23 protein-coding genes, 6 tRNA genes and 1 pseudogene are annotated in these 26,972 nt (G+C 46.3%); 25 read left to right on the forward strand and 5 right to left on the reverse strand.

Annotated elements, in window-relative coordinates; translation table 11 throughout:
• The first annotated feature begins 66 nt into the window (after nt 1-66).
• The 8 genes from FN124_RS17445 to FN124_RS17480 all read left to right on the forward strand — a co-directional run bounded on the left by FN124_RS17445 (nt 67) and on the right by FN124_RS17480 (nt 11,833).
• Nucleotides 67-861: a hypothetical protein gene (locus tag FN124_RS17445; protein WP_142686054.1), complete on the forward strand. Its 795-nt coding sequence runs from the start codon at nt 67-69 to the stop codon at nt 859-861.
• The gene (locus FN124_RS17450) at nt 828-3,008 is read left to right on the forward strand and encodes a ComEA family DNA-binding protein (protein ID WP_142686055.1); all 2,181 of its coding nucleotides are present in this window, start codon (nt 828-830) and stop codon (nt 3,006-3,008) included. The genes FN124_RS17445 and FN124_RS17450 overlap by 34 nt, the downstream gene beginning before the upstream one ends.
• Before the next feature lie 699 nt (nt 3,009-3,707).
• Entirely contained in the window at nt 3,708-6,914 is a 3,207-nt protein-coding gene (locus FN124_RS17455; protein WP_142686056.1) for a SusC/RagA family TonB-linked outer membrane protein, read from the forward strand.
• 20 nt (nt 6,915-6,934) lie between these two features.
• Nucleotides 6,935-8,425, forward strand: a complete 1,491-nt coding sequence (locus tag FN124_RS17460; RefSeq protein ID WP_142686057.1) for a SusD/RagB family nutrient-binding outer membrane lipoprotein — start codon at nt 6,935-6,937, stop codon at nt 8,423-8,425.
• Between the two features lie 26 nt (nt 8,426-8,451).
• Nucleotides 8,452-8,949, forward strand: a complete 498-nt coding sequence (locus tag FN124_RS17465) for a lipid-binding protein (RefSeq protein ID WP_185937248.1) — start codon at nt 8,452-8,454, stop codon at nt 8,947-8,949.
• Nucleotides 8,950-9,031: 82 nt separating this feature from the next.
• On the forward strand, nt 9,032-9,346 hold the full coding sequence (locus tag FN124_RS17470) for a DUF3467 domain-containing protein (RefSeq protein ID WP_079470689.1): 315 nt from the start codon (nt 9,032-9,034) through the stop codon (nt 9,344-9,346).
• A gap of 12 nt (nt 9,347-9,358) precedes the next feature.
• The gene (locus tag FN124_RS17475) at nt 9,359-10,432 is read left to right on the forward strand and encodes an Ldh family oxidoreductase (RefSeq protein WP_142686059.1); all 1,074 of its coding nucleotides are present in this window, start codon (nt 9,359-9,361) and stop codon (nt 10,430-10,432) included.
• A 78-nt stretch (nt 10,433-10,510) separates the two neighbouring features.
• Nucleotides 10,511-11,833 (forward strand): aspartate kinase, encoded by a 1,323-nt coding sequence (locus FN124_RS17480; RefSeq protein ID WP_142686060.1) that lies wholly within the window; start codon nt 10,511-10,513, stop codon nt 11,831-11,833.
• A 51-nt stretch (nt 11,834-11,884) separates the two neighbouring features.
• On the opposite strand, the gene FN124_RS17485 is transcribed toward FN124_RS17480, so the two are convergent.
• Genes FN124_RS17485 through dinB form a run of 4 tightly spaced genes read right to left on the reverse strand, consistent with a single transcriptional unit; the run spans nt 11,885 to nt 17,034 of the window.
• Nucleotides 11,885-12,343 (reverse strand): RES family NAD+ phosphorylase, encoded by a 459-nt coding sequence (locus tag FN124_RS17485; protein WP_142686061.1) that lies wholly within the window; start codon nt 12,341-12,343, stop codon nt 11,885-11,887.
• Nucleotides 12,344-12,361: 18 nt separating this feature from the next.
• A complete protein-coding gene (locus FN124_RS17490) occupies nt 12,362-12,817 on the reverse strand; it encodes an Xre family toxin-antitoxin system antitoxin (protein WP_142686062.1) in 456 nt (151 codons plus the stop codon).
• A 41-nt stretch (nt 12,818-12,858) separates the two neighbouring features.
• The gene (locus FN124_RS17495; protein ID WP_142686063.1) at nt 12,859-15,816 is read right to left on the reverse strand and encodes a DNA polymerase III subunit alpha; all 2,958 of its coding nucleotides are present in this window, start codon (nt 15,814-15,816) and stop codon (nt 12,859-12,861) included.
• A 6-nt stretch (nt 15,817-15,822) separates the two neighbouring features.
• Nucleotides 15,823-17,034, reverse strand: coding sequence for a DNA polymerase IV (dinB, locus tag FN124_RS17500; RefSeq protein ID WP_142686064.1), 1,212 nt, complete (start codon nt 17,032-17,034; stop codon nt 15,823-15,825).
• A 308-nt stretch (nt 17,035-17,342) separates the two neighbouring features.
• Between dinB and FN124_RS17505 the strand changes: the two genes are divergently transcribed.
• Complete coding sequence (locus FN124_RS17505; protein WP_142686065.1) at nt 17,343-18,014, forward strand: SdpI family protein; 672 nt, start codon at nt 17,343-17,345, stop codon at nt 18,012-18,014.
• A gap of 160 nt (nt 18,015-18,174) precedes the next feature.
• On the opposite strand, the gene FN124_RS17510 is transcribed toward FN124_RS17505, so the two are convergent.
• Nucleotides 18,175-18,624, reverse strand: a complete 450-nt coding sequence (locus FN124_RS17510) for a hypothetical protein (protein ID WP_142686066.1) — start codon at nt 18,622-18,624, stop codon at nt 18,175-18,177.
• A gap of 109 nt (nt 18,625-18,733) precedes the next feature.
• Here FN124_RS17510 and FN124_RS17515 point away from each other — a divergent pair, with 109 nt between their 5' ends.
• The 16 genes and pseudogenes from FN124_RS17515 (at nt 18,734) to rplK (ending at nt 26,960) form a co-directional block, all read left to right on the forward strand.
• Nucleotides 18,734-19,486 carry an XRE family transcriptional regulator gene (locus FN124_RS17515; RefSeq protein ID WP_142686067.1) on the forward strand — a complete coding sequence of 251 codons (753 nt, stop codon included), beginning with the start codon at nt 18,734-18,736 and terminating at the stop codon, nt 19,484-19,486.
• A 135-nt stretch (nt 19,487-19,621) separates the two neighbouring features.
• A complete protein-coding gene (locus FN124_RS17520) occupies nt 19,622-19,948 on the forward strand; it encodes a cupin domain-containing protein (RefSeq protein WP_142686068.1) in 327 nt (108 codons plus the stop codon).
• A gap of 71 nt (nt 19,949-20,019) precedes the next feature.
• Nucleotides 20,020-20,217 carry a 30S ribosomal protein S21 gene (rpsU, locus tag FN124_RS17525; protein ID WP_079470678.1) on the forward strand — a complete coding sequence of 66 codons (198 nt, stop codon included), beginning with the start codon at nt 20,020-20,022 and terminating at the stop codon, nt 20,215-20,217.
• A gap of 86 nt (nt 20,218-20,303) precedes the next feature.
• The gene (locus FN124_RS17530; RefSeq protein WP_376765852.1) at nt 20,304-21,245 is read left to right on the forward strand and encodes a tyrosine-type recombinase/integrase; all 942 of its coding nucleotides are present in this window, start codon (nt 20,304-20,306) and stop codon (nt 21,243-21,245) included.
• Between the two features lie 161 nt (nt 21,246-21,406).
• Entirely contained in the window at nt 21,407-21,706 is a 300-nt protein-coding gene (locus tag FN124_RS17535) for an HPF/RaiA family ribosome-associated protein (protein ID WP_089902949.1), read from the forward strand.
• Nucleotides 21,707-21,942: 236 nt separating this feature from the next.
• Nucleotides 21,943-22,016, forward strand: a tRNA-Thr gene (locus tag FN124_RS17540).
• Between the two features lie 57 nt (nt 22,017-22,073).
• Nucleotides 22,074-22,155 (forward strand) — tRNA-Tyr (locus FN124_RS17545).
• Nucleotides 22,156-22,351: 196 nt separating this feature from the next.
• Nucleotides 22,352-22,424 (forward strand) — tRNA-Gly (locus FN124_RS17550).
• A gap of 23 nt (nt 22,425-22,447) precedes the next feature.
• Nucleotides 22,448-22,519, forward strand: a tRNA-Thr gene (locus FN124_RS17555).
• A 115-nt stretch (nt 22,520-22,634) separates the two neighbouring features.
• Nucleotides 22,635-22,708: transfer RNA gene (locus FN124_RS17560), tRNA-Lys, on the forward strand.
• A gap of 72 nt (nt 22,709-22,780) precedes the next feature.
• The gene (tuf, locus tag FN124_RS17565) at nt 22,781-23,968 is read left to right on the forward strand and encodes an elongation factor Tu (RefSeq protein WP_142686070.1); all 1,188 of its coding nucleotides are present in this window, start codon (nt 22,781-22,783) and stop codon (nt 23,966-23,968) included.
• Nucleotides 23,969-24,069: 101 nt separating this feature from the next.
• Nucleotides 24,070-24,140, forward strand: a tRNA-Trp gene (locus tag FN124_RS17570).
• Between the two features lie 109 nt (nt 24,141-24,249).
• On the forward strand, nt 24,250-24,450 hold the full coding sequence (gene secE, locus FN124_RS17575) for a preprotein translocase subunit SecE (protein ID WP_142686071.1): 201 nt from the start codon (nt 24,250-24,252) through the stop codon (nt 24,448-24,450).
• A complete protein-coding gene (gene nusG, locus FN124_RS17580; protein WP_089902937.1) occupies nt 24,451-25,017 on the forward strand; it encodes a transcription termination/antitermination protein NusG in 567 nt (188 codons plus the stop codon).
• A 327-nt stretch (nt 25,018-25,344) separates the two neighbouring features.
• Nucleotides 25,345-25,512, forward strand: a pseudogene (locus FN124_RS31815) (transglutaminase-like domain-containing protein); the annotation flags it as partial.
• A gap of 1,004 nt (nt 25,513-26,516) precedes the next feature.
• Nucleotides 26,517-26,960 (forward strand): 50S ribosomal protein L11, encoded by a 444-nt coding sequence (gene rplK / locus FN124_RS17590; RefSeq protein WP_079470671.1) that lies wholly within the window; start codon nt 26,517-26,519, stop codon nt 26,958-26,960.
• Nucleotides 26,961-26,972: the final 12 nt, after the last annotated feature.

The following is a 26,972-nucleotide window of genomic DNA, read 5'->3' on the forward strand; positions in this document are numbered from 1 at the left end:
GTAGTCGCCGGTGAGATATTGTTAACCTGTTTGCCGGCTGATTTTATTGTTAAACCCAATTCCCTGATGAAACAGTTATTGCTGACCTTTTTATTCACGTGGTGGATATCGTTGCTGTATGCGCAATCTTTATTAACACCGGTAGGAAAGTATACCGGTAGCGGCAGTTACAGCCGTCATTTCCAGCAGTTGTTGTCTGCCTGGTCCAACCCGGCAGGATTATCGTGTTTGTCTTCTTTGTGTGCAGGTATTTATGCAGAGAACAGGTTTATGTTGAAGGATGCGTCTCTATATGTGGCGATGATAGCTGTTCCTGTTCACAGAGGTGCATTCGGCGGCAGTATTGCACGGTTGGGTAATACTGCCTGGCATCAGCAGCGAATGAGCGGTGCCTATGGTATGCAGGTGGGAAAGAAGGCTGGTATCGGGTTGCAGTTCAATTATGAAACCATTAGTGTGCAGGGATTTGGGAGCACAGCGAAAATCAGCGTGGATGGGGGATTGCTCTGGCATATCAGTGAGCAGTGGCATGGAGGATTGCATGTGTACAAACCAGCCGATGCGGCTATTGTGTACAGCGGTGGCCTGGGATTTGAAGCATCGCGCGATTTCCTGCTGACCGGCGAAGTGATTGGCATGGGTACTTTTACAACCGTAAAGGCATCTGCCTATTACCGTATTATCCGGCAACTGGCCCTGGAAATAGGTGTTGCATCCGGCGCCGCTTACAATAATGCGGCGGTGATTTTATTTCTAAGGTCACTACGGATAGATATTGCTGCCGCGTTTCATCCGCAGCTTGGCATTACACCCGCTACTTCCCTGGTATGGCAGCTTTCACCTTCGTCACCAACAGAATGATGTGGAAAATCTTTACGCTGCGGGCGAGGCGGTTTTATATGTACCCCGAAGTTATATCCGGTGTTATTGATATGGGCACTAACCGTTTGATGATGGGAGGCATTGCCACCTGTTTGTTATTGCTGCTGGCGGGTAGCGAAGCATACGCGCGTCAGCAGGAAGAAGTATTGTCTCCTGCTGCAGAGAATAACCTGGAACGGGAAACAGCTGGAACGGAAATGGTATCAGAGGATGATGCCCAGTGGCAAACGTTAAATGCCTTAGAGCGGCATAAGATCAGGTTGAACAGTGCAGATGAAGCAACGTTACAGTCGATCGGTTTGCTGACGCCTTTACAGATCAGTCGGTTTTTGCAGTACCGGGCTTTACTGGGAGATCTGCTGAGCATTTATGAATTACAGGCAGTGCCTGGGTTTGAGCCGGATGTGATCAGGCGTATACTTCCATATGTAGAGGTGGGCAATGACCTGGCTCCTCATTATACCCTGAAGGACTATGTGCGTAAAGGGGATCATTCATTGTTACTACGATATAGCCGTGCAGGGGAGAAAGCAAAAGGTTATATGCATACCGACAGTACTTTGCCTGCTTACAGGGGAAGCCCGGATAAAGTGTTTATGCGTTACCGTTATAGTTTCCCGCGATACATGAGCTGGGGGATAGTAATGGAGAAAGATGCCGGAGAAGCTTTCTTTAAAGGTGCACAGAAACAGGGATTCGATTTTTACAGTGCACATATTTTTATCCGGAACTATGGGAAGGTGAAAGCGTTTGCATTGGGCGACTATACCGTGAACATAGGTCAGGGATTACTGAACTGGCAGGGCCAGGCCTATGGTAAAGGAGCTGCTGTGATGCAGGTAAAGCGGGAAGGGGAAGTGTTGCGGCCATATACATCGGCAGGGGAATTTTATTTCTTCAGGGGAGCAGCTATTACGCTGGCGCAGCGGCGTTGGGAGCTGACAACCTTTGTTTCGCTTCGTAAACAGGATGCAGGCACGGATACTCTGATGGATGAGGTGACCGCAGCCAGTATCATCAGCAGCGGTTATCACCGTACGGTAACAGAAGCAGCCAAACGCGGACAGGTGCAACAGCTAAGCGTCGGTGGCAGTATCCGTTACCATGCTGCAAGATGGCAGCTGGGCGCGAATGTAACCAGTCATCATTTAAAGCCGGTCCTGCAAAAGAAACTGGCGCCGTATAACCAGTTTGATTTTAACGGCGGTGAGCTCACTGCCGCGAGTGTGGATTATTCCGGTACCTGGAGAAATGTACACTTATTCGGTGAGGCCGCTATGAGCAGTAACGGGAAGCCCGCTGTGGTGCAGGGCCTGCTGACAAGCGTGGCGCCAACGGCAGATGTGGCCATTGTGTACAGGTATTATGATAAAGCTTACCAATCATTGTACGCCAAAGGATTCGGCGATGGCTACCGGACTGCTAACGAACAGGGATTATATGCTGCGGTTGCATTGAAAATAACCCCACGATGGCAGATAGACGGATACGCGGATCTTTTTCATTTTCCCTGGCTGAAATACCGGAGCAATGCGCCTTCTCACGGAAAAGACTTTTTCCTGCAGGGTAGCTATGTGCCAGGTAAGAAGATGGCCTTATTGCTGAGGTATAATTTCCGGCAAAGCGAAGAAAACCTGTTACTGCCCGGTAACCCCATAAAGGTACTGGCGGCTGTAACGGCTACGCGCCTACGTTTTCAATGGAGCCTGAAAATAAACAGGCAACTGGATATCAAAACAAGGTTGGAATACAGTAATTACAGGCTGGAAGGAGATAAACAGCGGGGATGGATGATTTACCAGGATGCCAGTTACCGGTTTAATCATTTGCCATTCACAATAAGCGGCAGGTTATCACGTTTTCAGACGAGTAGTTACAACAGCAGGATATATGCAACAGAAAGCAGTGTGCTATATGATAATGCAGTATCACAGTTGTATGGCGAAGGATGGCAGTATTACCTGAATATAAAGTGGAAGGGTAGCCGCCGGTTAACATGCTGGGGACGCTTCCACCAGGGTTTGTATCCGGGCCAAACCAGTACCGGCAGCGGTAATGATGTTATAAACGGAAACAGGAAAACAATGTTCCAGTTTCAGCTGCAGTATCTTATAGCCGGAAGATGAATTTTTTTAACTTGCTTGTAAATTGATTATCAGTTCTTTGCGTAATAAAATTTATCAGCTGTTAAAATAATGTTAAGTAGATGTACCGTGATTTACTTTTTTTTTCTACCTTGTGGATATCAACCAAAATCTAAATTTGATTTGCTTTATGAGAAGGACTTATCTGCAAGATAATAAGGCTTGTGATTATGGCTGTAAACCCGCTACACAACGTTTGTCATGATTCAGATCAATAATAAATAAGACACAGAGAGAGCTAAGACTAAACTTTTACCAATTGCGATTAAGACGGGCACTTAACCATATTTCCTTTAATTATTAATGAGATTAACTGTTTACCAACAGTGAAAAGTACAACAAATTGCTGTGAGAGGACATAGATAGTCTGGCATAGACTTCTAAACCAATTGTACAACCAAAATCCGAACTGTATATGAAAAAGAACAATGCTGCTTTTACATAGTAATCCACCATTGTATTAACAGTATAAAGGATGCTTATTGGTTGCTGCGAACGCAGAACCGGTTTCATCTTAATCATGTCTTTGGAACATGAAAGGCCTCTTTATGCTGTTAAAGAATGGCATCATGATACAACAATGCCCGGTGAATACACCGGTAGCAGCTCCTGGTGATATTTACCGGGTAAGCATTTATACGACCCAGTGTATTTCTTCTTCAACCAAAATCTGAAACTTTTATGAAAAAGGGGTTCCTCCTTTTTGCCATGCTAATGGCAATTATCAGCCTGGCCTACTCGCAGCAGCGACAGGTTACAGGTACCGTTAAGGGTAATGATGGCAATCCGGTTCCGTTTGCTACCATCCAGGTTAAAGGTACCTCCACAGGCACTACCGCCAATGATAACGGCGTATTTAACCTGAGCGTACCTGGTGCATCTGCAGTGCTCATTATAAGGAGCGTTGGATACAAAGCACAGGAAGTAACCGTGGGTGAAAGTTCCAATCTCCAGGTTACATTGATAGCAGATAATAAAAACCTGCAGGAAGTAGTAGTAACAGGTTTAGGACTGGTGCGGGAGAAAAAGACCGTTGGGTACGCCACCAGTAACTTTGCTACAGAACAAATTAACAGGGTGGCGCCTGTAAGTATGATGGATGGCTTGTCCGGTAAAATAGCCGGCGCGGAAATATCCACTACCAGTGGCGCTCCCGGCGCATCCAATAAGGTAATCCTGCGCGGCTATTCTTCGTTGCAGGGTAGTAACCAGCCACTGTATGTAATAGATGGGGTGCCATTGAATAACGATCGCCCCGGTTCTACCGTTGATGGAAAAGGAGTCAACAACGGCGGTTACGATTTTGGTAACAATGCCAATGATATCAACCCTAATGACATTGAAGCCATCAGTATCCTGAAAGGCGCCGCTGCTACCGCAATTTATGGCTCCAGGGCCGCCAGCGGAGTGGTATTGATCACCACCAAAAAAGGTAAAAGCGGACGATTGAAAGTTGATGTGGCCTCCGCTGCCACATTTTCCAATGTAGGTATGTTGCCTACTATGCAGGAAAAGTTTGGTCAGGGATGGGGCGGTACTTTCATTCTTTCTGAAAATGGTAGCTGGGGCCCGCGCTTAACCGGTGAGAACCGCGAGTGGGGCGCCCCGGTGGATGGGGTGTCATTAACAAAACCATTTTCTTTTGTAAAGGATAATGTACGTAACTATTTTACAACCGGTAAGGAACTGAACAACAGTATTGCTGTTAGCGGAGGAAATGAAACCTCCACTTTTTTCCTGTCTTATGGTAATGTATACAGCGACGGTATCCTGCCTACTGATGCAGATTCTTATAAAAGAAATACTTTCTCTGCAAGAGCATCTACAAAATATGGCAGGTTCTCCGCTTCTGCTTCCTTTAACTATGTAAATAAAAATGCTAAAGCAGTGTCTACCCGCAGTGAATCCGGACTTGGATCTTCTTTGTTTGAAGACATTATCCAGATCCCGGTAGACATCAATATTTCCCAGTTCAAGGATTACAAGAATAAGTATTACAATGTAGATAACTACTTTACCCCATACGCAGAGAATCCTTATTATTCCCTGTATGAAAATGGGAATAACCTGAAGAGTAACAGGATCTTTGGAAACATTGACCTGAAGTATGGTATCACAGATTGGCTGAATGTACAATGGCGTCTTGGTGCTGATGTTACAAATGCCCAGTCTAAAACGTATAAGGCGAAAAACAGACCATCGCTCGACAGCTGGAATGATGGCAATAATGTGGAAGGTGCGCAAAGGCAGGAGGACGTTGGTTATGTAAGGGAAAACAGTGATTATAGGGGTGAGTTCAACTCCGATCTCCTGCTCACTGCCAATAAAAAGTTGAGCTCAGATTTTACCCTCGATGGATTGATTGGTTTTAACGTTAACCAGCGGGAAGGAAAAATATTCACTTCGGCGGTGAAAGGCCTGGCTATTCCGGGCTTCTACGTGATCTCCAACTCACCTAATACACCGGTGTCACAAACACAGGAATTCAGGCGCCGTATTTATGGTCTTTATGCACAGGCAACTCTGGGCTTCCGTGAGTACCTGTTCCTGACCCTGAATGCGCGCAACGACTGGTCGTCTACCTTACCAGAAAAAAACAACAGCTATTTCTATCCGGCCGTAAACGCTGCCTTCATTTTATCTGAAGCGCTGAAACTGGATGAACGGGGTGTTTCTTTTGCGAAACTTCGCGCCAGCTGGGGTAAAACAGGTAATGATGCCGGTCCTTATCTCACTAAAACAACTTTATCTACCGGGCAGATCATAGATCTTCCTTTTGGTACGCTGGATTTTCCTTTTAATGGTATCCCGGGTTACACGGTAGGTGATAATATTGGTAACCCTGAGCTTGGCCCCGAGCTGAGTACAGAATATGAATTGGGTGGTGAAGTGAAATTCCTGCGCAACAGGTTAGGATTTGATCTTGCCTATTATAACAAACTTACCAAAGGTCAGATCCTTGCAGTGCCTACCACACCCAGTTCCGGTTATGCCAGCATTACGCAGAACTTTGGTAAGGTGAGGAATAAGGGTATAGAATTATCTGTTAACATTATACCCGTAGAAACAAAAGATTTTACCTGGAACATAAATTATACTTATGCCCGCAACAGGAATACAGTCGAAGAACTGCCATCAGGGCTTAACCAGGTTGTACTGAATTTTGTTTACGACGTAAAATTTGTGGCCCGCAAGGGTGATCCGCTCGGAGTATTTTATGCACCGGTATCGGCCACCACACCAGACGGGAAAACAATTGTGGATGCTACCGGGTTGCCAAAGGCAGCAGATGTGGATGGATATTACGGTACCTCCCAGCGCGATTTTACCATGGGATTGGTAAATACGCTCCGCTATAAAGACTTTACCCTCGGCTTCTCTTTTGACTGGAGAAAAGGAGGCGTGTTCTACTCCGGTACTGCGGATCTTACCTACTTCGTAGGAAATGCGTTGCAAACTACCTATAACGACAGGCGGGCATTCGTAGTGCCAAACTCTGTAATGCAGATAGGTACTGATGCCCAGGCTAAGCCGATATATGGTGAAAACACCATTCCGCTCACAGACTATAATTATGATGCCTACTGGTATCATACTACCAATAAAGGCAGTGCCTATTCACAGCGTATTCTTGATAAAACCTTTTTAAAACTGCGCGATATCACGCTTTCTTACAGCTTACCTTCTTCGGCTGCCAGGAAAATTGCCGCCAGCAACCTGACGCTGACAGCCTTTGCGCGCAACTTATTTATATGGACACCGGAAGGCAATACATCCATTGACCCTGAAGTATCCAACTATGGTAATGACCTGAACAGTGAGCTCGGTGAATTCAGGAGCATGCCTACCACCAAATCTTATGGTGTTTCATTGAGGGTAACCTTCTAATCTTTTTAAATTCTGATATCATGAAAACGTACAATCATCAATATATTTTTATCCTTCTTTCTGCGGTAGTGATGTTGGGCACGTCCTGCAAGAAGAACCTGGATATCAACAACGATCCAAATAACCCGCCGCTGGAGAAGGCTACCCCTTATGTGCTGTTCCCACCGGCAGTGATGTCTACCATATCATGCGCCGGTACTGATGGTGCTATCATTGGTGGTATCTGGGCGCAATACTGGACACAGAGCAATGCCTCTAATCAGTATAAAACAATTGATGCCTATAACATCCAGCGTACCGACTACAATGCGTTGTATACACAGATGTTTTCCGGTGCACTGGAAGATTACAGCCTGATGCTAAAATTGTGCGACAGCCTGCATGATTATAGTTTTGGTTTGATGGGAACCGTGATGAAGGCATATTCCTACCAGATACTGGTAGACCTGTACGACCAGGTACCTTACCAGGAAGCCTTTGGGGGATTAAACCAGCTGCAGCCGAAATTTGACAGGGGCGATAGCATTTATCAATGGTTGCTGAAAGAACTGGATGTTGCGTTGTCAAAAGACCTCACCGTTACCATCCTTGATGAGAATGCCGCGCAGGATATTATTTACAAGGGAGATATGGATAAATGGGTGAAGTTTGCCAATACGCTGAAACTGAAAATGTACCTGCGGCTGGTGAATGCAGATCCCAACCAGGCAAGAACAAAGATCATGGAGTTGATTAACAGCGGCGCTGAGTTCCTCACCGATGTGGATGCTTCCTACAGTAACTTCAAGGATGCTCCGGGCCAGGACAATCCCTTATATGAATCCAATATCCGCAGCCTGAATACTACCACCAACATCCGCGCAAGCTATACCATGATGTCGTGGCTGCAGAAGAACAAAGATTCACGGATGAACAAGATCTTCCGTGCACCGGGTGCAGCAAGGGACGTTTATTATGGCATCAACCAGGGCGATTTTACCAGTTTATCTCCCACTTACAATGTAGCAGCTATTTACAGGCAAACAGCTATAGACACCGCTTACCTGATTTCCAGGGCTGAAACCAATTTTATGCTGGCTGAAGCAGACGAACGGTACTTCGGTGGCGCCAAGGCGAAAGATTACTATGATGCAGGAGTACGTGCTGCATTCCAGCAATACAAACTGAGTGCTGATACTTTCATCCAGGCAGGAAAGGTATATGCTTATCCAACAGGAGCATCCTTCGATAAAAAACTGGAAGCCATCATTATGCAGAAATGGGCTTCTTTCCCCGGTTCGCATGCACTGGAAGGTTTCCTGGAACAAAACAGAACGGGGTATCCCAAGTACAGCCCAGTATATTCTACTGATCCGTCTTACATCCCCGGCCAGCTGGTATATTCCCGTAACGGGGTAACCGGCGCCGGCAAATTCCCCAAACGACTGGTATTCCCGGATGTGGAAAGGAGCAGGAACAGTAATACACCAGCGGAAGTGCCTATTTATCAAAAAGTTTGGTGGGCTTTATAATGTTAACGGATCTTAAAACAATTACCATGAGAACAATAATGAATAAACTATATATCGCAGGGTTGCTGCTGGCTGGCGCTGTTCTTTTTGCTTCCTGTAAAAAAGAATTGCCGGAGGTGAAGAACACGCAGGTAGTGAAAATGGCTGGCACCTGGTGGGTAACCATGTCGCTCAACGGTGCTCCGCAGCTGGACGGGGACCATGTGCAGATCAATACTTTTAACACGGCCGCCGATGACGGGAAGCAAATGTGGGTACAGGATGAAGGACTGGGATTTGATTTCCAGTCGAAGGTAGATGTGAACCTTTCCGATCTCACATTCAGTGCCACCAATGCCAAAGATGAGAACAGTGCCGCTACCGTTACCATCACTTCCGGAAAGGTTTTCCCTGATGGAGGTAAATCAAAAGCCGGGCATGTAACCGACAGTATTTACATGGAACTGCAAATTTCTTCCGATCCCGGGAAGAAGTACGTGGTGGCGGGTGTACTGCGGACAAAATTCGACGAAGACGACTATTAGTACCGGTCAATCCGCTGTTTATAAAAAAAGAGGGCTCATTTGAGTCCTCTTTTTCTATTTTTGTACGGCTAAATCGTACAACATGGAAAATCAGCATGAAGAACAGAATCAGCTTAATATAGAGTTGAATGAAGAAATCGCCGAGGGGCAATATGCGAATCTCGCTATCATCACCCATTCCAATGCCGAGTTTGTGGTAGACTTTGTGAATGTGATGCCCGGTCTGCCAAAGGCTAAGGTGAAGTCGCGTATTATACTCACACCGCAGCATGCCAAGCGTTTTATGAAAGCCATGCTTGATAATATTAAGAAATACGAATCTGTACACGGCCCGATCCAGGACCAGGAGCAGGTGTCAGTACCATTGAATTTCGGTGGCCCCACCGCTCAGGCCTAACCCCGTTGACAGATGGAGCATATTTTTTCTTATCATCATTTGAGAGAATTCACCAGGGAAGTATTTATCCACATGGGTTGCAGCCTGGAACATGCAGCCCTGGCCAGCGAAGTGCTGGTATCGGCAGATCTGAGAGGTATTGATTCCCATGGAATAGCCCGCTTATCGGGCTATGTTCGTTTATGGGAGGCTAAGCGGATCAATGCCAGGCCCAATATCCGGGTGGTACATGAAACTCCCAGCACAGCTGTTATCGACGGCGATGCCGGCCTGGGGCTGGTAGTAGCGCCTTATGCCATGGAAGTAGCCATGCAAAAAGCTGCAGCAGCAGGTACCGGCTGGGTAAGCGTGAAAAACTCCAATCACTTTGGGATCGCTGGTTACCACGCTATGAAAGCGCTGGACCAGGATATGATAGGGATGGCAATGACCAATGCCAGTCCACTGGTAGCGCCCACTTTTTCCACTGAACGTATGCTGGGCACCAATCCCATTGCAGTGGCTATTCCGGCAAAGGAGCAGCCTGCATTTGTGGCCGATTTCGCTACTACCACCGCAGCGAATGGTAAGCTGGAAATATTGCAACGTAAAAATGAAGAAGCTCCTTACGGATGGATCCAGGATAAAGAAGGCAACCCAAGCAACAATCCTCATGAACTCAAGAGTGGCGGGGCTTTGCTACCTCTCGGTGGCGATCGTGAGCATGGAAGTCATAAAGGGTATTGTTTGGGAGCAATTGTTGATATATTTTCGGCCGTTCTTTCAGGCGCCAATTATGGTCCATGGGCGCCGCCTTTTGTGAGTTTTCTCCCGCTGGCGCCGGATCCGGTAGGAGAGGGCCTGGGGCATTTCTTCGGCGCTATGCGTGTAGACGCATTCCGGCCGGCAGATGAGTTTAAGGCGAATATGGACACCTGGATCGGCCGTTTTCGCGCAGCTGCACCGGTAGCGGGGAAAAAAGTACTGATCCCCGGGGACCCTGAAAGGGAAATGCATCATGAGCGGCTGGAAAAGGGCGTTCCCGTAATAGCGCCAGTGGTAAAGGATTTGCAGGAAGTTGCTGCTAAGTTTAATTTGAATTTTTAATTCTCAATCGTTCATAAAAAACATCCGGAGTGAAGCCAATGCAGCATTCCGGGTAGCTAAAGCAAAATATACATTCAGATGAAAGTGTTAAAATTTGGTGGAACCTCCGTGGGAAAACCAGAGCGTATGCAGTCGGTATCGCAACTGATCACAGCAGATAATGATCAGAAAATTGTGGTGTTGTCTGCACTGTCAGGCACCACAAATTCTCTCGTGGAAATCAGTCAGTCGCTGTCGGAAGGCAAGAAGGAACAGGCAAAGCAGCAGATAGATAAGCTGGAAAGCCATTACCGGACCTTTTGCAACGACCTGGTGAAGCAGGAAGCCGGCCGCGCAAATGCCAAGGCTATCGTTGATGAACACTTCGAATTTCTGAATATCATCCTGAAAATATCTTTCAACGAAGCATTGAATAAAGATATTCTTGCACAGGGCGAGTTATTGTCCACACGTCTTTTCTGCGTATATCTCGAAGAAGCCGGCATTCCCGCAGTACTGTTGCCGGCGCTGGATTTCATGAGCATCGATGAATTTGAAGAACCGGAAATTCCAAAGATCAAGATCAAGCTGGCTAACCTGATCAGCCAGCATAAAGGACAGCATATCTTTATCACACAGGGATATATCTGCCGTAACGCCAAAGGCGAGGTGGATAACCTGAAACGCGGCGGCAGCGACTATTCTGCTTCCCTGATAGGCGCTGCTATCCAGGCAGATGAAGTGCAGATCTGGACAGATATCGATGGCATGCACAACAATGATCCGCGGGTAGTGAAAAAAACCTTCCCTATTGATCAGCTTTCCTTTGATGAAGCGGCAGAATTGGCCTACTTTGGCGCCAAGATCCTGCATCCTGCCTCTATCTGGCCGGCGCAGCATTTCAACATCCCGGTGAAGCTGCTGAACACCATGCAGCCGGAAGCAAAAGGCACTATCATCACTGAAATGCCTAATGGCAACGGGGTAAAAGCTATTGCTGCAAAAGACGGCATCATTGCCATCAAGATCAAGTCGAGCCGCATGTTGCTGGCCTACGGCTTCCTCCGCAAGATTTTTGAAATATTTGAGAAGTACCGCACACCTATCGATATGATCACTACTTCTGAAGTAGCGGTGTCTGTTACCATCGATAACCAGCAGTACCTGGACCAGATCCTGAAAGAGCTGCAGCCATTCGGCACGGTGGAACTGGATTATCATCAAACCATCGTTTCCATTGTTGGTAACGAGGTAGCGGCTACTCCATCTATCATCACCAAATTATTTGATGCAATAGAAGAAATTCCTTTACGGATGATCTCCTATGGCGGCAGCAGGCATAACATATCTATCCTGATCAATGGTCAGTATAAAGAGAAAACGCTGCAGGTGCTGAATAAGGGATTATTTGGCCTGGAATAGGAAGAAAGATGTTGAGAGACAGAAAACAGCGGATGATTGTCCGCTGTTTTTTTATTTCTTCAAACGCTGATCAAATACGAAGGGCTGGGTATTCACGATGGTAATATTTTCAGCATCGGGATGCAGCGGGTTGATCAGGTAATTATATTCATCGGCAATAACTACAGAAGGGATGCGGAGCACCGCATATTTAGCAGTATCTATCCATTCATCCCCGATACATTGCAGTTCCGGCGAGGGCGCCAGCGATTGCCAGCCGGAGGGCAGATCGTATTTGGTGAGCACTTTAATGGCAATATTATCCGGGATCTGCAGGGTAGCGATGCAGAAGTCCTGTACAATATTTTTCAAAGGAATATGTACCAGCACTTCCAGCGCAGATAAGGCCCTGCTGCCGGCCGTATACACAATAGCATGCCCCGGGCTGTTCCAGCGGCCTCCATACAGGCGCGCACCTGTTCCACTCAGATCATTGATGTAAGCGCACTTACTGATCCTGTATACTTCCATGTTGATGGTTTCGTAGATTTATGCAAAGATGCCATGTTCAATGCGCCCCAACTCATCCTGGATAAGCTGGAACCCAAAAGTGGTATCTAAAAGCGAAATAGGGGTTTGATAGTTGAAGGCAGGTAACGGAGTTCGCATCCATTCCTTGAAGTTTTCCAGCTGACCGAATACTTCAGTGCCGCGCTGGTAAAGTTGGGAGAGTAAAATAGCACGCTCAGACGTGTCGGCAGACAATTTCTCGTCGTCTGCATAGCGTTGCAGCGTTCTTTCTGAAACATGGACCACCTGTGCCAGTTCTGATAAAGAAAAAGACAGCTGCCTGCTCAGGTTCAATAAAGCTCTTTTAATAATTCCACTGCGGGAAAGTTGTATAAAATCAAAATAGCCACTACCGGCAATATATGCACTTCCTCCTGGCTGTTCTACTATTAACAACGCATTTTCCTGCACGCGGTATCCTTTTACGTGTTTCATATACCCGACATTTGTCGCAAAAATACAACAAATTGTCGGGATTAGAGCTTTTTATCTTCAAAATACCCAATCTTCCACATTTTATTGATTTCCAGCTGTATTACGCCATATTCTTCTGCCACTATGCCCTGGAGCACATAGAAACCGCCTTTTTGAAAGGGGTATCTGCGAAAGCTTTCGGGAAAATGAATGGTATCCATAAATGCGCCGTCCCGGTCCAGGAATGTGCCAAAGCACATGGGCTCGCCTTTATTGCTGCGCAGGGTTTTGGTGGTAACCAGGTAACCCAGTGTTGTAACCGGCTGGCCGATATGTTGCCTGAACTCACGGGAAGGCATATACGCACTTTGATCGTGTTGTAATACCTTGAACGGAGATTGCAGCGGGAAGCCCAGCAGGTCTATTTCATCAAAGGCATCTTCATGTGCGTGGTACGCCAGCGTGGGTAATTCGCAATTAACAGCAGTGGTATTACCGAACAGGGAAACGCTGTGTGGGTTGGCTTCTTTCTTACTTACAAGCAAACTGCTTTTCCACAGCAATTCCTTTTTGGTATGGCCGGTAAAATTGAAACAACCGATACGGATCAGTATTTCCAGTTGTTCCGGCCCTGTGGGGATGCGGCTGGTAAAATCCTCCAGGTGTAAAAACGGGCCGTATTGTTCACGGTCTTTCAGGATCCTTTCCGCCAACTGTTGTTCCAGGCCTTCTATATGGATCAGGCCTGTGTACACATCGCGGCCACTGATATTGGTGGCATAGTCGCTGTGATTAATACAGGGAGGATGTAATGTTACGCCTGTTTTCTGCAGTTCCCGGAAATAGAGCTCGCGGTTATAGAAGCCGCCGAAGTTATTGATAACAGCTACCATAAATTCTGCGGGGAAATATGTTTTCAGGTAGAGGCTCTGGTAGCTTTCCACCGCGAAGCTGGCGGAATGCGCTTTGGAAAAGGAGAAATTGGCGAAGCTGGCGATCTGCCTCCATACTTCTGCTGATACATCCGGTGGCCGGTTGAGCCGTTCGCAGTTGCGGAAGAAACGTTCCTGGATCATCCTGAAGTCGTTCGATCCCCGGTATTTCCCTGCCATGGCCCGTCGCAGGCTGTCGGCATCTGCAAGTTCCATATCGGCGTACCGGTGCGCCACCTTAATAACATCTTCCTGGTACACCATGATACCAAAAGTTTCTTTCAGCAGTTCCTCAATAACAGGGTGCAGGTATACCACCTGGGATGGATTGCGGTAGCGGTGGATATATTGCTTCATCATCCCTGATTGCGCCACACCGGGGCGGATAATGGAACTGGCGGCCACCAGGGTGAGATAATCATCGCAGCCCAGTTTCAGCAGCAGTTGCCGCATAGCGGGTGATTCGATATAGAAGCAACCAATAGTGTTCACCTCTGCCAGGTTCTTCCGTACGAGAGGGTCTGCCTGGAATGCTTTTACATTGTGAATGTCGATGTCTGTGCCGCGATTTTTCTTAATGATATCAATTGCATCGCGGATATGACCGAGGCCACGCTGACTGAGGATATCAAACTTAAACAGGCCTGCTCTTTCCGCCTGCCACATATCCAGTTGTGCGGTGATAAAGCCTTTGGGCGGCAGGTACGTAGTGCAATACCGGTGAATGGGCTCATTGCTGATCAGGATACCGCCGGCATGAATGCTGAGATGGTTGGGAAATGCTTTTTCTGTATCCATCAGTTTACTGAAGCGGGCTATTTTCTGATGGATGCTATCGTCTTCCAGCTTAATGTGGAAGCCATTTTCCAGGATCCTGTCGATTTCCTTTTTAGGAAGCCCGTATACTTTTCCCAGTTCACGGATAACGGCATTGGTTTGAAAAGTGGTGACGGTGCCCAGCAGGGCGGTATGTTGCGCGCCGTATTTATTGAAAACGTACCGGATAATTTCATCGCGGTCGCGCCATGAAAAATCGATATCAAAATCAGGGGGCGAGCTGCGGTAGGGATTCAAAAATCTTTCAAAATAAAGATCAAGCTCCATAGGATCTACATCCGTAATTTTTATGCAGTAGGCGATAATGGAATTAGCGCCGCTTCCCCGGCCCACATAAAAGAAACCGCGTTCCTGTGCATAGCGTATGATATCCCAGGTGATGAGGAAGTAGGATTCAAAGTTCAGCTGCGCCACAATGGCCAGTTCTTTTTCGATCCGCGACCGCGCTTCTTTATGATCATGGCCATAGCGGTATATCATGCCTTCCAGGGCCAGTTCCCGGAGTTTTGCACGGTCTTCTTCCACGCTGCCCAGGAAACATTTTTTATTCCGGGAGATGGAATGATGAAGGGCTGTTTCTATGCAGCAATCTTCCATCACTTCCACGGTACGCTGTACGATATGCGGGTAATCGGCGAAGTGTTCCACGAGTGCAGCCGGCGTAATGAATTGTTCCTGCGGATGGCCGGTAGCAGCCGGTTCCAGCTGTGTGATCAGGATATTCATATCGATGGCGCGCAGCAGCTGGTGCAGTTCATAATGGGTGTTGTCCTGGAAGGTAACGGGTTGGAGGATCACCAGTTTATTACGCAGTGCGGCAGTATCTGTTCTGAATAATTTATTGCGTTGCCAGGGTTTAATGCCTATCAGCTCATGAGGCGCCAGGTCTTCAGGAGAGCGGCTTCCAAGCTCATATACTACCCAGGTGTCCGGAATAACGGGGGCCTGGTCGGGGAAGGGTGTTTCCTGTTGCAGGTGAGTGGATAAAAAAACGTTGATATGATACCAGCCTTCCTGGTTCCTTGCCAGCAGGAGATATTTGAAATCATTTCCATTCCTGCATTCCAGTCCGAGTATAGGTTTAATATCGTGTTTGCGGCAGAGGCTTACAAATTCCCATGCATCGGAGGTGATGTTGATATTGGTGAGCGCAAGTGTGCCGATTCCCAGTTCATGTGCTTTGCGGACCAGCATTTCCGCGGGCATAGTGCCATATCGCAGGCTGAAAAATGTTTTGCAGTTAAGGAACATGAATGATTATTTAAAGTACGGCATGATATCTTTTTTGGGCCGGAGCTGTCCTTTTTTTTCCGGCGGTATTACGTTGGTGCCTTTCATCAGATATTCCCATCCGAAGCGGTTCTTGATCTGGTCTATAGCCTGGTAAAGTGCGATCATTTCCTGTTTATCGTCGAACAGGCTGATCTGGTAATTACCCTGAACGAGATGGCTGAAACGCACGCCGATAAGGCGTACCAGCAGGCGTCGGTCGTACAGTTTTTTGAAGAGGTCTTTTACTTTTTCCAGCAGTACATGATCGGCGCAGGAGTAGGGGATGGACATTTGTTTGGTAACGGTTTCAAAGTCTGAGTACCGGATTTTGAGGGTGATACAACCGGTAAGTTTATTCTGCTGTCGCAGTTCAAACGCAATTTTTTCCGTCATGCGTACCAGTTCTGCGTGCAGGAATTGCATGTCGATAGTATCTGCGGGAAAGGTACTTTCCGTGGAGATGGATTTCTGTTCATAAAAAGGCACCACCGGCGATTCATCGATTCCATTGGCTTTTTTCCAGAGGGCTATTCCGTTTTTTCCCATCCATGCTTCCAGCAGGGAGATGGGCACTTCACTCAGTGTTTTTACGGTTTCTACGCCGCGGCGCCTCAGCAGGGCGCCGGTTTCACGGCCTACCATCGGGATCTTTTCCACCGCCAGCGGCGCCAGGAAATTTTTTTCTTCTCCAAACAGGATTTCAAGCTGACCATTAGGTTTGGCTTCATCGGTGGCTACTTTGGAAACGAGTTTGTTGGAGGCCAGTCCGAATGAAATGGGCAGTCCTGATTCTTTTATGATCGTTTTCCGCAGTTCGGAGGTCCACTTCATCGAGCCAAAGAACTTGTCCATGCCGGAGAGATCCAGGTAGAATTCATCAATGGAAGACTTCTCATAGAGGGGGGCTTTCCCGGCGATGAGCTCTGTGATCTCCCTGGATTTAGCGCTGTACAGCTCCATGTCGCCGCTGCGCACAATGGCATGTGGACAAAGGCGCAGGGCGGTTTTCATGGGCATAGCTGAATGGATGCCGTACCGTCTTGCTTCATAGCTGCAGGCAGCTACCACCGCGCGATCACTACTGCCGCCTACCAACAAGGGCTTACCGCTGAGGCGACTATCCCGCAGGCATTCTACTGATACAAAGAAGCAGTCCAGGTCGAAATGCGCTATTGTTCGCTGTTGTAAAGTGATCATAATGGCAACGGTTTATGGATAAACAAAGGACGGAACAGGCAGGGGCTGTTAAAAGTGATTACGGATGGCGGACCGGGCAGAGGGAGGGTAGTATAGCAGCAGGCCTGCCAGCCGGAATCCCTTTTAAAGTGACCACTAAGTTACTAATTTATTTAGTAATGCTAATAAAATTAGTAAAAAATATTGAAATTCCGGTCGCCCCAATTTTCGTAACTTTAATACAACATATCTGGCAATCAATATGTAATAGATAGGAGAATGGAAATGAAGGAAAAAGGAGTTATGTGAACATTTAAACTGATCTCCACATGAAAAAACCGGATTTTACCAGGGAGTTACTTATCCTCGCTTTACTGCTGGTGCCGATGGTTTACCTGGCTGTTATCTACAAAGACTTACCAGCTGTATTATCCAATAGTGTGAATGCGGCGGGCTCTCCCGAGATGGGGACGAAGAATGATTTTCTGCTGCTGATGATCTTTCTCTTTTTTACCAACGGGTTGATCTATTTCCTGTTCCGTTATATTCCGCGGGCCGATGAAACCCAGTTAAGGCCTTCTGCTATTGAGATGGAGCATAAAGAGTATTACAGGATACGGTTCCTGATCCATGCTTACCAGGCAGTATTTACCTGTATCATTATTTTCCTGGTGAACCAGGGCAAGCCATTTATCATGGAGCGCTGGGCTTTTATAGGCGTAGGGTTGCTGATTGTGGGTATAGGGGCGTACCTGCGCAAACTGAAACCTAACAATTATGTAGGGGTAAGAACGCCGTGGACATTACAAAGCCCGGAAATATGGACAGCAACGCACCAGATGGCGAGCACCCTGTGGATCAGTATTGGCGCTGTGATCATTGTTGGAGGATTTTTCCTGTCGCTTATTACGGGGGTATTTATTATTTTCTTTGCGGCACTTGTGCTGGCGGCATTACCCTACATCTATTCTTTCAGGTTATATAATAAAGACAAAGGTTAATTCAGTGGTCAATCAATACATCGGAAAAAGAATGGCGTCCCTGACCAGGACGCCATTTAATTTTATAAAGCGGTATATACTTTTTAATTTTTCGGGGAGGCAGCAGGCTCTAATGGGAAACACCGCCTCTTTATAAGGGGGGATCCGGCCGCTATAGGGTTTAGAACCAGCCTTTGCCCAGCGCTGCCCGGAATGGCCATGGAATGAGCGCCAGTATAAGAATAAGGGCAAGGCCAAAAAAGATCAGGCCCAGCTTATGTTTCTGTGCGTCTGAAACGGCTTTCTTGATTTTTGATTTACCGATATGTACCAGCGCGATGGCGATGATGGCCATTGTTTCATGTTCCACTGTGAAGAAGCGTAAAACGGGATCCTTCATAGCTCCTCCCATATCGGCTATGCCTGCTTTGGAAAGAGGGCTCAGGAAAAAAAGGATCAATCCTACTACCAGCTGAAGATCGCAGAAGATCATGAAGAAAAGCCCGGCCTTTTTATCTGCTGCAGCATATGGTGCGTTACCTGTTACGCCTTTCAGGGAGCGGATTACCGCCCAGAGCCCAGCCAGCAATATAGCCCATCTTAGGAACGAGTGTACATAGTTTATTAACATATCGAGTTGGATTTTACCGGGCAAAAATAAGCCACGCCGCCCGAATATATTTGGTAAATGATAAAAATATTTGCTAATTTTGTTAGCAAGGTACTAAATTATTTAGGTTATGTCCGTAGTATGTCAGAATTTGAAATACCTGCGTAAGCAAAAAGCCTGGACGCAGCAAGAGTTTGCCGATAAGCTCGGTATCAAGCGTTCGTTGCTGGGTGCATATGAGGAAGAGCGTGCAGAGCCCCGTACGGAGATCCTGGAACAGGTGAGTGATATGTTCCGGGTGTCTATTGATGATCTGCTCCGCCGTGATCTTGGCTCCCAGAAAGATAATTTCCTGGAGAAGCGCCGCCAGCTTAAGCTGGGGAATTCCCGTCAGGCGATCCATTTTGTGCCGGTAAAAGCGGCCGCCGGTTACCTGGCCGGTTATAATGACGACGAATTCATTGAAGAACTGAACACCTTTACCCTTCCTATGCTGGGGGCCGGTGATTACAGGGCTTTTGAAATAGCGGGAGATTCCATGTTGCCTGTTACTTCAGGATCGGTGATCGTTTGCCATAAGATAGAAGGATGGGATGAGATCAAGAACAATGAAACCTATGTGGTGATCACTTCCAGGGAGGGCATTGTTTTTAAGCGGATACTGAAGAATAACCGTTCTAAATCAAAGATCACGCTGGTATCTGATAACCCGCAGTTTGAGCCTTATGGCGTGGACATGGAGGAAGTACTGGAATTGTGGCAGTCTGATGCGGTGATCAGTAAAGCAGGGCAGCAAAGCCGGATGAGTGTAAACCACCTGGCGGACATGGTGAGCCATCTGCAGGACCAGGTAAGCCTGCTGAAGAAGAAGCTGAAGGACTAGGCGGGAATTGGCCGGCTACCTTATTTTATATATAACGGGTGGACCGGGGGCGTGTGCTTCCGGTCCACCCGTCATGCTATTTCGCAATTCTTTCTTAATTTCGGTTATCTGAGAACACGTTAAATCAACCACAGGATGAGATTTCATGTTTCTTTTGCCGAGTCGTTACGACAATTGGAGAAAAGCGATGATGATTTCGCAGTATTGTTTGAGCACGGTTCCATGCGGGGAGTCATTTTTGCCCCGGATGAGATAGATAGACAGGAACCGCATATTCAGGATGAGATTTACCTGGTGATGAGGGGGAGCGGGGAGTTTGAAATGGAAGGGAAGGTAGTGAAGGTGGGAGTGGGTGATTTCCTGTTTGTGCCTGCCGGTGCATCGCACCGGTTCCGGAATTTTACCCCCGATTTGCTGTTATGGGTGATCTTATATGGAGTTGAAGGTGGGGAAATGGAATAATTCTTATGGTCTTTTGTTTTTTTACAAATCTTGTATTATCTTTGCGTTCCTAAAAATAAGAGGCAAAAATTATGTTGATCATTGATTCTAAAGATTGCGAAAACATAGACAAGGCGCTTAAAAAGTATAAAAAGAAGTTTGAAAAAGCTCGCATTTTACTGCAGCTGAGAACGCGCCAGTCTTTTACTAAACCATCTGTTAAACGTCGTAACCAGGTGTTAAAAGCCGTTTACAAACAACAGTTGGCAACAGGTAAATTTGAAGATTAATATTGCTCAGGCGATAAGCCTTTAGCAGCTCAAAATATTTGATGATTGTAAGGTTATTTAATAACTTTACAATCATCAATCTTTTTGTGTTGAACGAAGCTTTATATTCCTTAGCGGAGCGGTTTATATCCTATATCCGGCTCGAGAAACGGTACTCAGCGCATACCTGCACTGCCTATCGCAACGATCTTTCCCAGTTTCTTGACTATATAACCTTTAGCTATGGCGATACAGCTGTTGGGGATCTCAGTCATATTATGATCCGCAGCTGGCTGGCGAAGCTCATGGAAGATACCATGACCGCCAAAAGTGTTAACCGCAAAATCTCCACACTCAAATCTTTTTTCAAATTCTGTCTGCGTCAGGGCCTGATTAAACAGTCGCCCATGATCAGGGTTATTGCGCCCAAGATCAGCCGTCGCCTGCCCGGGTATATCGAAGAAAAGGGCATGCGGGCGCTGGAAGACAATGTGAGTCCTGCCCCGGCTATTTCCCCATATATTTTCGCCAACGATTTTGAAGGCATTACCCACCGGTTAATTTTTGAGATCTTTTACCAGACGGGTATCCGTTTGTCGGAGTTGATTGCTTTACAGGAATTCCGGGTAGACGAGGGAAACCAATCTTTAAAGGTAATGGGGAAAGGGGGGAAGGAGCGGATCATACCGGTGAGCCCCGGGCTGCTGGTACAGATACGCGCGTACACAGAGGAGAAGCGCCGCCGGCTGGAAGAATTTGAGAAGGGGGTATTGCTGGTTCATCCGCACAGTGGCAGGCGTTTATACCCGAAATATGTATACCTGACGGTGAGAAAGTATCTTACCGAGCACCAGATCACTACATTAAAGAAGAAGAGTCCGCATATATTGAGGCATACCTTTGCCACACATCTTGCCAATAACGGGGCAGACCTGAATGCGATCAAGGAGTTGCTGGGGCACTCCAGTCTGGCCGCCACACAGGTTTACACGCATAATACGATAGAACAGTTAAAGAAGGTGTATAAGCAGGCGCACCCGAAAGCATAATTATTATTTCAGGCTTTTAACAAAATATTACGCAGCTAAACAGCATTGCATTGCAAAAGTGACTATATTAGTAATCAAGTTCATTATACTAAAAGAGAATGCCTATGACCTTCCTTTACTAACTAGAACCTAGATTGTTAAATATTTAAAAAATTAGTGCTATGAACGTACAAATTCAAACTGTGCATTTTGATGCTGATTCCAAATTGATAGATCACGTGAACAAGAAAGTGCAGAAGTTAAACACTTTTTATGATCGAATCATTAGTGTGGACGTATTTCTAAAGTTGGACAATTTTGCGCATCAGATCAAAGATAAAATAGCAGAGATCCGAGTTCGAATACCCCGTCAGGATTTGTTTGTTAAACATGAGTCTAAATCTTTCGAAGAGTCCTTCGACCTGGCCTTTGAATCCCTGGTTGAGCAGGTTAAAAGAAAGAAGGAAAAGAAATTTCAATAATTTTCTGAAATAATTTTGGAAATATTAATCTCTTTGCTACCTTTGCCATCCCGATTCAAAAAGAGGGTCGGTAAAGGTAGCAAAGTTCTTTATGGTAGGGCGTTTTCGGGGAAGCAGATAAAATTTTAAATATCTGTAACAAACTGAAAAAAAGATTTTGAGAATTGAAAAAATCTCTTAATTTTGCGCTCTCTTTCAACGAGTTACTTTACTTGAAAGAATGTTTTTTGAAAGATGCCAGCATAGCTCAGTTGGCCAGAGCTACTGATTTGTAATCAGTGGGTCGGGGGTTCGAATCCCTCTGCTGGCTCATCGGTTTTTATTTGGTGATATGGATGCACCGGATGACAAAATCAAAAGATAGTTAGGGCAGGTTCCAGAGCGGCCAAATGGGGCGGACTGTAAATCCGCTGACTACGTCTTCATAGGTTCGAATCCTATCCTGCCCACAAAACAGCGTGTTCCGCTTTTGCCCTTCGCAGAGGCGGAACATAGTTGTGAGTAGAAGGTGAGTTATTCAGAAGTAGTAGACAATACCCTAAACCTGTGGTACAACAGCCTTATAAAGCTCTTATTTTTATTCTAATAATTCTATAAGTGGAAAGTTGCAGTGTTGTTTGCCGGAAGCTTAGTGAATTAAAAAATGCGGGAGTAGCTCAGTTGGTAGAGCGACAGCCTTCCAAGCTGTAGGTCGCGGGTTCGAACCTCGTCTCCCGCTCGTATTTTTAAGCAATTTTTCAAGCTGTTGTAGCTCAGGGGTAGAGCACTTCCTTGGTAAGGAAGAGGTCGAGAGTTCAATTCTCTTCAACAGCTCAAATGAATTTTAGAAGAATAGTTGTAGTGAGTTTTTCAATCGCCTCAACAAACTCCATAAAATTCGAATTTCGGAATTCGAATTTGTTAATTCTGCACTCCGAAATTAAAACTTAGCGTTGTAGCTCAATGGAAGAGCAACCCATTTTTATTTAGGGAAGGCCATGAGTTCAATTCTCATCAACGGTACAAGTTTGTAAAACCGTTTTTTTAAAACAACAATCAATACAATCTTTACAAACCATCTAAAAAGAAAATACAATGGCAAAAGAAACCTTCAAGCGGGATAAACCCCACGTAAACATTGGTACCATCGGCCACGTGGATCATGGTAAAACTACTTTGACTGCTGCCATTACCACAATTTTGGCAAATAAAGGTCTGGCAGAGAAGAGAGGATATGATGAGATCGATGCTGCTCCTGAAGAAAAAGAAAGAGGTATTACTATCAATACAGCTCACGTTGAGTATCAGACAGCTTCTCGTCACTATGCTCACGTTGACTGTCCTGGTCACGCGGATTATGTGAAGAATATGATCACCGGTGCTGCTCAGATGGACGGTGCTATCCTCGTGGTGGCAGCTACTGATGGTCCTATGCCGCAAACAAGAGAGCACATCCTGCTGGCTCGCCAGGTAGGTGTACCTCGTATCGTAGTATTCATGAACAAAGTTGACCTGGTAGACGATCCTGAGCTGCTGGAACTGGTAGAGATCGAAATTCGTGATCTGCTGTCTTCTAACGGTTTTGATGGTGACAACGTTCCGGTTATCCAGGGTTCTGCAACCGGCGCTCTCGCTGGCGACGAAAAATGGGTTTCTGCTATCGACCAACTGATGGATGCTGTTGATACTTACATTCCGCTGCCTCCACGTCCGGTTGATCAACCGTTCCTGATGTCAGTAGAAGACGTATTCTCTATCACCGGTCGTGGTACCGTTGCTACAGGTCGTATCGAACGCGGTCGTATCAAAGTTGGTGAGAACGTTGAAATCGTAGGTCTGCAGGAAGAACCACTGAAATCTACTTGTACTGGTGTTGAGATGTTCAAAAAACTCCTCGACGAAGGTGAAGCAGGTGATAACGCTGGTCTGTTGCTCCGCGGTATTGAGAAAACCCAGATCCGTCGCGGTATGGTTATCTGCGCACCGGGTTCTATCAAACCTCACTCTGAATTCAAATGCGAAGTATACGTACTGAGCAAAGAAGAAGGTGGCCGTCACACTCCGTTCTTCAACAAATACCGTCCTCAGTTCTACTTCCGTACAACTGACGTAACCGGTGAAGTTGAACTCGCTGCAGGTGTTGAAATGGTTATGCCTGGTGATAACGTAACTCTGACTGTTAAACTGATCCAGCCTATCGCTATGGACAAAGGTCTGAAGTTCGCTATCCGTGAAGGTGGCCGTACAGTAGGTGCTGGTCAAGTTACTGAAATCCTGAAGTAAGCAACTCAATTATATTAAAAGCCATTAGCTTTGGCGATTAAATGTCAGGATTTTTTTAGATATTTGCTGACGCTGAAAGCTGAGTGCTAATGGCTTTATACACGGGTATGGTGCAACGGTAGCATACGGGTCTCCAAAACCTTTGATCTGGGTTCGAATCCTAGTACCCGTGCAGGGTTTAAAAAATAATTAAATGGTTGAATTGTTGTTATTACAAAATAAAACAAGTCAACCATTTTTTAGGCTTTAAACAATTGACCATAAATAGTTAACTTTATATAATGAATAAGATCAGAAACTATTTCCGGGAGTCTTATCATGAATTGGTTTACAAGGTGTCCTGGCCTACCTGGCAAGAGCTCCAGTCTTCTACCATGATCGTGCTGATAGCAACAATATTTGTTACCGCACTGGTATGGGGTATGGATGCCGCTTCCAACTTCGTGTTAACTCACTATTACCAAATTTTCAAAGCTAAATAAATGGATGCAGCCAATCTTCCTGCTCAGGAAACAAAGTGGTATGTACTCCGCGTTGTTAGTGGCAAGGAAAAAAAAGTGAAGGAATACCTGGATATTGAAGTACGTCGCTCCGACTGGGGTAACGTGATCAGCCAGATCTTCCTGCCGGTAGAAAAAGTTTATAAGGTGCAGGCTGGTAAAAAGGTAATGCGCGAAAAGAATTTTTATCCCGGTTATGTGATGATCGAAGCGGTTGATGGTAAAATGACCGATGAAGTAATACAGGCAATACGTAACGTATCCGGTGTTATCCACTTCCTCGGAAAAGAAAAACCTATCGCACTCCGTAAAGCAGAAGTGAACAAAATGCTGGGTAAGGTAGATGAACTGAGTGATCAGGGATTGACCATGAGCGAGCCCTTTATCGTGGGCGAAACCATTAAGATCATTGATGGTCCGTTCAACGACTTTAACGGTGTGATAGAAGAAGTAATTGAAGACAAGAAAAAACTGAAGGTAACTGTAAAGATCTTTGGCCGTGCTACACCGGTAGAGCTGAACTTCATGCAGGTAGAAAAACTTTCATAGTAACTTATATAACATCTTTATTGAAAAGCGTTCCGTTTACCCGGGACGCTTTTTCTCGTTTATCACATATGCCCTATATCTGTTGATATGAGATCAGTGATTGTTGTGATGCTGGGATTCTTGTTGATGAACACTGCGGGCGCCCAGCCAGGAAAGCTCAAACAAGTTAAACCAGCCTCCGTTGCAATTGTTTCCGTCCCGGAAGAGGCAACGGCTTCTCCAACGATGATGGCCAAATGGCTGAAAGCCCATACAGGGAATGCTGTAGCGTTGCAACAGGCTTTATTTAACTGGATGGCCACGCATATAGCCTATGATGTGGAGAATATGAACCGGGTAAGCAGCTACCGGGATTCGGCGGCTGCGATGCTTAAAACATTGCGTACCCGTAAGGGGCTGTCTACCGATTATGCGGTTTTATATGCGCAGATATGCAGGAAAGCAGGAATTCCTGCCACTGTGGTAACCGGTTATGGCCTGCAGAACGGCATTCCCACCGGTTCGCATGATTGGGTGGTGGTGAAGAACGGAGCCCAGTGGGCAATAACAGATCCTACCTGGGGAGCCGGGGTGGTGGAGAACGGCCGTTTTGTGCCGGGGATCAACTGGACCTGGTTCCGGACGGCGCCGCAGGTAGCAGTGAAAACTCACATGCCTTATGATCCCATGTGGCAGATGCTGCCTTTCCCTTTACGTCATGATGAACAGGGCAGCCAGGCTTTTGCGGCTGCCACCAAACGCCCCGTTTTTGCTTATAATGATACTTTGAGTAACTGGTTCCGGCAGTCGAGACTGCAAAGGCTGGAATATGCGGCTGCCAGGATCCGCCGTTTCGGGGGAGCAGCCAATCCGTTTATTATGAGCGAGCTGGACTGGATGGACCAGTCGATCAAAGTGCTGGTCGCCAACCAGGAAATTGAGGCCAGGAACCGGAGTATAGACGAGTTTAACAGGCTGAGCCGCGACTATGCAGCTATTGTGCAATTATATAATGAGTATGTGGATTTCAGGAACCGGCGGTTTACCCCGGAAGTAGAGGATGAAACGTTAAGGAAAACGATCGGGGAAATAGCGGTGAGGCTGGGGGCGGTTGAAAAGGCGCTATCCGGGTTGCAGGGTGGCGATGATGCGATGAAGGGGAATATCATGGAATTGCAGCGGGCACTTGCACAAATGAGGGACAAGGTAAGGGATGAGCAGCAGTTTGTGAATAAGTATATCAAAACGGAGAAAGGCAAGCGTAAGGAATTGTTGTATGCAAATGGAGGATAAATTGTAACTTTGCCGGCTTCGGAGAATAAGGAAATTTTACGGGAAATGCAATGGATTTGTAAAAAAAATCTGATCATGAGCAAAAAGAATGCCCAATTTCAAATACTTTTTGACAAGTTCGTAATAATATATACCTTTGCATCCCCTTTAAAAGGTTATTTTTAGTCTTTTACTTTTGGGAGTTTCCTGTTTTGCAGGGAGCGTTTAACCAAATTAAATTAAGAAACATGGCAAAAGAAATCGCAACGTACGTGAAATTGCAGGTGAAAGGCGGCCAGGCCAACCCTGCACCTCCAATTGGACCTGCGCTGGGTTCTAAAGGTGTGAACATCATGGAGTTCTGCAAACAGTTCAATGCCCGTACCCAGGATAAAATGGGTAAAGTATTGCCTGTGTTGCTGACTGTTTACACAGACAAATCTTTCGACTTCGTAATTAAAACTCCTCCGGCACCTGTACAGCTGCTGGAAGCTGCTAAATTGCAGAGTGGTTCTAAAGAACCTAACCGTAACAAGGTGGGTAAAGTTTCCTGGGCTCAGGTAGAGGCTATTGCACAAGACAAGATGGCTGATCTGAACTGCTTTACGCTGAACAGCGCTATGAAAATGGTGGCTGGTACTGCTCGCAGCATGGGTATTACTGTTGATGGTAAAGCCCCTTGGGAAAACTAATTGTTTCACCCT

The organism is Chitinophaga polysaccharea (assembly GCF_902150045.1).
GTDB classification, from domain to species: domain Bacteria; phylum Bacteroidota; class Bacteroidia; order Chitinophagales; family Chitinophagaceae; genus Chitinophaga; species Chitinophaga polysaccharea_A.